At 64.8% G+C, this 6,000-nt stretch carries 5 protein-coding genes; all 5 read left to right on the forward strand.

Going from position 1 to position 6,000, the window contains the following annotated elements; translation table 11 throughout:
- The first annotated feature begins 1 nt into the window (after position 1).
- On the forward strand, positions 2-169 hold the full coding sequence (locus ACFFGN_RS29520; protein ID WP_380054132.1) for an FxLD family lanthipeptide: 168 nt from the start codon (positions 2-4) through the stop codon (positions 167-169).
- Positions 170-256: 87 nt separating this feature from the next.
- Entirely contained in the window at positions 257-3,331 is a 3,075-nt protein-coding gene (locus ACFFGN_RS29525; RefSeq protein WP_380054135.1) for a lantibiotic dehydratase, read from the forward strand.
- Positions 3,328-4,542: a lanthionine synthetase C family protein gene (locus ACFFGN_RS29530; protein ID WP_380054138.1), complete on the forward strand. Its 1,215-nt coding sequence runs from the start codon at positions 3,328-3,330 to the stop codon at positions 4,540-4,542. The genes ACFFGN_RS29525 and ACFFGN_RS29530 overlap by 4 nt, the downstream gene beginning before the upstream one ends.
- A 46-nt stretch (positions 4,543-4,588) precedes the next feature.
- Positions 4,589-5,614, forward strand: coding sequence for a thiopeptide-type bacteriocin biosynthesis protein (locus ACFFGN_RS29535; protein WP_380054141.1), 1,026 nt, complete (start codon positions 4,589-4,591; stop codon positions 5,612-5,614).
- 112 nt (positions 5,615-5,726) lie between these two features.
- Positions 5,727-6,000, forward strand: a 274-nt coding sequence (locus tag ACFFGN_RS29540; protein ID WP_380054144.1) for a transposase, incomplete at its 3' end; no start/stop codon positions are given.

A 6,000-nucleotide genomic window follows, 5' to 3' on the forward strand; every position in this document is an offset into this window, starting at 1 on the left:
AATGACGACCATCATGCTCGATACCACTGCCCTGGACGAGTTCGATCTGGAGATGCGCGTTTTCGAGTCCGGCGAGCCGATCGCCGCGCTGTTGCGCAACACCGACGACGGTTGCGGCTCCACTTGTGTTGGCACCGCCTGCGCCACCGCCGTCGCGAACCCGTCCTGATCTAGGGCCAACGGGTGTGCCGGGCGACATGCTGTCCGGCACACCCACCGCCGCCGTGAGGACCCTGAGCTGGGGGAGGTCTTGACCGTGAAAGCACCACGACCGCTCTACCGCCACAACGGCACGATGATGCTGCGGGCCACCACCTGCGACGCCGACCTCAAGCTCCCCACCTGGCCGACAGGCTCCCTGGACAGCGATGCCGAGGGGTGGGGCCAGTGGCTAGCCGAGCTGTGGAGTGTCGCCGAGTTCCGCGCCGCAGTGACAAACTCCAGTCCCGACTTGGCGCAGCAGCTCGACCAGATCCTCAACGCGCAAAGACCATCGGCCCGACAACTGCGCCGCATCGTCTTGTCTGTCGCGGCCTACCTCTTGCGGTGGCAAGGACGCGCAACACCGTTCGGCCTGTTCGCCGGGACCGCGCTCGCCCGGACCGCGCCGGACGGTTCAGTCCGCTGGGGTGATCGACACTCCATCCAGATCAGCCCGGATGCGCACTGGCTCGCTGCGGTCATCGATCGTCTGGAAGCGGCGCCGGCCTTGCTGGAAAAGCTTCCGGTGGCAATGAACAACACCAGCTTTCTACGCGGCGACCGGGTCGCCACGCCTGGCCAGCCTGACAGCAGCTCCGCGGATGGACTCGCTCCGTTGGAGGTATCGCTGCGCGCGACCCGACCGGTTCAGGTTGCGATGGCCAGGGCTCAAAACCCGATCCGCTTCAGCGAACTGGTCGGTGAGCTGACTGCCGAGTTTCCGGCCGCGACCGAGGCGCGTATCCGGGCGTTGCTGGGAGGACTGCTGACCAGTCACGTGCTTCTGACGAGTCTGCGGCCGCCAATGACCAGCACCGACCCGCTAGGCCACGTCCTGAACCAGCTCGAGGAGGCAGCAGCCCGCGAGCTTCCTTCGGTGCTGCCGATCGAGCGTGAACTGCGCAGCATCCACGCGCAGATGGCATCAGACGGGACCAGCTCGATCGACCAATCCATGTTTGAGCATATGAACGCCGTCGCGGAGACGGCTGGACGGCCGCTGATGGTCACGTGCGCACTGGACGCCGATATCGCAGTACCTGATGTCGTGGTGCGTGAAGCCGAGATTGCTGTGACGACGCTGGCGCGGTTGACGCCGTTTCCGTTCGGGCAGCCGGCACGGAAGGCATGGCACGCTCGGTTTCTTGATCGCTACGGTGTTGGCGCCGTCGTGCCGCTGCGCAGCGTCGTGCAGGACGCCGGACTCGGTCTACCGGCCGGCTACTTGGGCTCAGGCAGAAAGCAGGGCCCGGCGCCGCTCACTGCTCGCGATGAAGCCCTGCTGGCCTTGGTGCAGACCGCGGTCTTGACCGGTGACGACGAGATCGAACTGACCGAAGCAACCATCGCGTCGCTGAGCGTCGGTGATGCCGCCGAGTCGCTGCTCCCGCCTGCGGCCGAATTGTCATTCCAGATCCACTCCGAGTCCACTGAACACATCAAGCGCGGGGCTTTCCAGATCGCCGTGGTCGCTGCGCCGCGTACGTCGAGCAGCATGATTGGCCGCTTCACCGACCAACTCGATCCCAGCGACCGCGACCAGCTGGCCAAGACCTGGGCGACGAGACCAACCGCGACACCCGGTGCGCTGGTCGCTCAATTGTCGTTCCCTCCACGGGGACGGCGCAGCGAGAACGTCATCCGCGTGCCGCAGCTTCTGCCCCAGGTGCTTTCGTTGTCCGAGCACCGTGCGCCTGATGGCGATCTCATTTCACTGCACGACCTGGCGGTCACCGCTGATGGTCGCCAGATTCGCTTGGTCTCGTTGGACACGGGACAAGCGGTGGAGCCGGTGGTCTTGCACGCGTTGGAAGCCAGTGTCCAGACGCCGCCCTTGGCGCGATTTCTCTCCGAGATAGCGACTTCTCGCTCGGTGGTCTACGGGCCGTTTAGCTGGGGCGCTGCCAGCCAGCTGCCCTATCTGCCCCGCTTGCGACACGGACGAACGATCCTGTCGGCGGCCAGGTGGCTGGTGACCGCAACAGATCTACCGGCCGTCAGTGCCACGGAGATAGTTTGGGACGAAGCCTTCGCGCGGTGGCGACAGCGCTTCGGCGTGCCCAGTGCGGTGGTGATGTGTCACAGCGATCTGCGGTTGCCGATCGACCTTGACCAGCCGGTTCATCGCGAACTCCTGCGAGCACGACTCGACCGCAGCGGACGCATCGACCTACGCGAAAGCCCAGCAGCCAACGCGCACGACTGGTGCGGGCGTACCCACGAGCTCATAATCCAACTTCACGCCGACCCGCCACCGTCGCCCCGTCGCACGCCGCGTCGCCTGACCGCTGCGGTCCCTGTCGATGCCGGCTATCTGCCCGGTGGATCGAGCTGGCTCGCTGCGCACCTTCACGGGCACCAGGATCGCCAAGACGAGATCTTGACCGACCATCTACCGAAGCTGTTCAACGACTGGGAAGGCGAGTCACCGTTGTGGTGGTTCCGCCGCTACCGGGATCTAGCGAAGCCGGATGCTGACCGCTACCTGCGTCTCTACATCCCGACACCCGGACCTGATGAGTACCCGCGAGCAGCCGCGCGGCTGAGCAACTGGGCCAGCGACCTGCGCGCTAGCGGACTGATCCCTCACGTCGATCTGACCACTTATCACCCGGAGACGGGACGGTACGGGGCTGGCGCCGCGCTGGCCGCTGCCGAGGCCGTGTTCGCTGCGGACTCGATCGCCACTATCGCCCAGATCCAAACCGCGGCCCGTAGCAAAGTGGAGCGGCAAGCACTGACGGTCGCGGGTCTGGTCGACCTCGGCATCTCGTTCGACGGTTCGTTGGCTGGCGGCATGCGGCGCTTGGTCGACGAGCTGCCACACGAATCCGTCACCATGGATCGGCGCCTGCGCGATGCCGCGATGGGCCTGGCCGATCCGAGCGATGATTGGGCGGCGCTGCGATTCATCCAAGGCGGTGAACAGGTTCTCCAGGCCTGGAGACAACGGCGGGCAGCACTCACGGCGTATCGACACCAGTTGGCTCTCTCCGATGCAGCACCGCCGGTGCTCCGGTCGCTTCTGCACATGCATCACGTCCGGAATCTCGGGGTGGACCCGAAGCTGGAAGCGATCGGCCGGCGCCTCGCGCGGTCGGCTGCGCAGCGGTGGGTGGCGACCTCATGACGACCGCGCTAGCCGATGCCGCGACGGTGATCGCTGGCCAACTCGCCGAACCTCGGCCGGTTGCGCCTGAGGAGCGGTGGCGGGCGCAGTCGCTGGCCAAAGACGCCACCGGCATTGCGCTCCTGCACATCGAACGCGCCTACCAAAACAACGGGGACTGGACGGCGGTGCATGCCTGGTTGAAGGCAGCGACCGCGGCCGACATCAGCGCCACCGACGACGCGGGCCTGTACTTCGGTGCACCAGCTGTCGCTTTCGCGCTGCACGCCGCCAGCGGTACCGACCGCTACGCCAAGGCCCTGGCAGGACTGGACACCTACGTGACTGCGTTGACTCACCGCCGTCTCGATCGGGCTGAGGCGCGGATCGCTCGCGCGGAGCTGCCCAGCCTCGGTGAATTTGACCTCATCTACGGCCTGACCGGTATAGGCGCCTACCTGCTGCGCGCGGCACCCGGCAGCGAGGCATTGCACCGCACGCTCAGCTATCTGGTCCGACTCACTGAACCGATCACTGTCGACGGAATGGTGCTGCCGGGCTGGTGGACGTTCCACGATCCCTCGTTCAAGGAGTCGCCAGCTTTCGCTGGCGGACACGGCAACCTTGGGATCGCCCATGGGATCACCGGTCCATTGGCACTGTTGTCACTTGCAATGCGCGCGGGTCGCGAGGTCGCTGGTCAGGTCGACGCGATCGAGCGAATCTGCGCGTGGCTGGACACCTGGCGCCAATACGACGACACGAATTCATGGTGGCCGCAATGGGTCAGCCGCGCCGAACACCAAGCACACCGTACGACGCAGCACGGACCGCTACGGCCTTCGTGGTGCTACGGCACGCCAGGACTGGCCAGGGCCCAGCAACTTGCCGGCATCGCTACCGGCGACCTGTCACGCAAACACATCGCCGAGCAGGCACTGATCGATTGTCTTGCTGACCAGGTACAGGTCGACCGGATCATCGACACTTCGCTGTGCCATGGCTGGGCGGGCCTGTTCCAAACCACATGGCGAACAGCCAGTGACGCAACTAGCCCTGAACTCGATACCCACGTAGACCGGCTCGCGGGTCAGCTCGCCGTTCATGGCCTGCCCGGTCGCGGCGACGGGCAGGGGTTCCTCGAAGGCGATACCGGACTGGCGCTCGCCCTCCACACCGCCAGCGGCAGACCACCGGCATCGGGATGGGACGGCTGCCTGCTCATCAGCTGACCTGCGCTGCTCACCGCCCGCCAAGCCATGAAGGAGACCTGACCCGATGACCACCACCTCATCGCTCACCGTCGAACGCGGAGTGCTGGAAGTCCTGACCGGCCAGCCTCTTCCAGAAGCCGCAAAGCGGCTGGGCATGCCGGCTGATGAACTTGCTGAGGCTGTCGAGCGCTATCGAACCGCCGGACGCGCAGCCCTCGACGCCCGCGCAGGCGACACCTGGTACCAAGTGCACCTTGAATTTGCGAACTGGAACGCTATCGAGCAAGAACCTGCGGCTCGCCTTCGCGCGGGTCTAGAGCGAGCACAGGAAATTGGCCTGATTGCGAACTGGTGGTTCATTCGCAAGGCACCCTGCTGGCGGCTCCGCTGCCAGCCAGGCAATGAAGCAAGCTTCGAAGCCCTGGAACGACATCTGAAGCGACTGGTCGACGACATGAAAGCGTCAGGGCACATCGCAACCTCATGGACCAGCATCTACGAACCTGAAGTTGCCGCGTTCGGCGGACCACGCGGGATGCAGATCGCTCACGACCTCTTCCACGCCGACAGCCACGCGATCCTGGACTACCTCACCAGCCAGAACCGCAGCAGTTCCGCGCTACCAGTGGGTCGCCGAGAGCTGTCTGTTGTCCTATGCAGCGCCATGATGCGCGGTGCAGGTCAGGACTGGTTCGAACAAGGCGACATCTGGAATCGCGTCGCAGACCTTCGACCTGTACCGCCGAACACGCCACTCGAACGCCTGCCCGACCTAGCAGCCAAGCTTCGGCACCTCATGACCATAGACACCAAGCCAGGCAGCGCATTGCTGAACGACAGCAGCGATCTTGGTTTTGCATCCCCGTGGATCGACTCTTTTACAAAAGCAGGCGCTGCCATCGCCGCTACCACCCTCAGTAGAGGCACGCGAGAGATAGTTGCCCAGCACATCATCTTCCACTGGAACAGAATGGGCCTATCCGCAAGTACACAAAGCATTCTGACGCGAGCAGCCAGGGAAGTCGTCTTCCCGAGCAGGCCGCCACTCACTCGCCGCGAACACAGCCAATCACATGAGGGACTACGGTGAACGCTGACGAGTTGCGCGCCGAGCTACAACGCCGGTCAGCGCAACTACTGAACTTGACCCGTTTTGGCGGACATCCCGGATCAGGAGCGGTTGCTCCGGAAGGATGTTCATCATGGAGTCCATGGGCAAGAAGAAGCCGCGGCCTCGTCGTACGTTCACGGCCGAGTTCAAGGCCGAGATCGTCGAGCTGTGCCAGCGCGGTGAGCGGTCGGTCGGTCAGATCGTGAAGGACTTCGATCTGACCGAGACTGCGGTTCGGGAATGGCTCAAGCAGGCCGAACGCGACGCCGGCACCGGTGACGGCGGTCCGACGACGAGCGAGAAAGAAGAGCTCGCGGCATTGCGGCGGGAGAACCGCCGGCTGCGCGAAGACGTCGAAATCTTGA

It is taken from the genome of Kribbella deserti, from assembly GCF_042434725.1.
GTDB lineage: Bacteria > Actinomycetota > Actinomycetes > Propionibacteriales > Kribbellaceae > Kribbella > Kribbella deserti.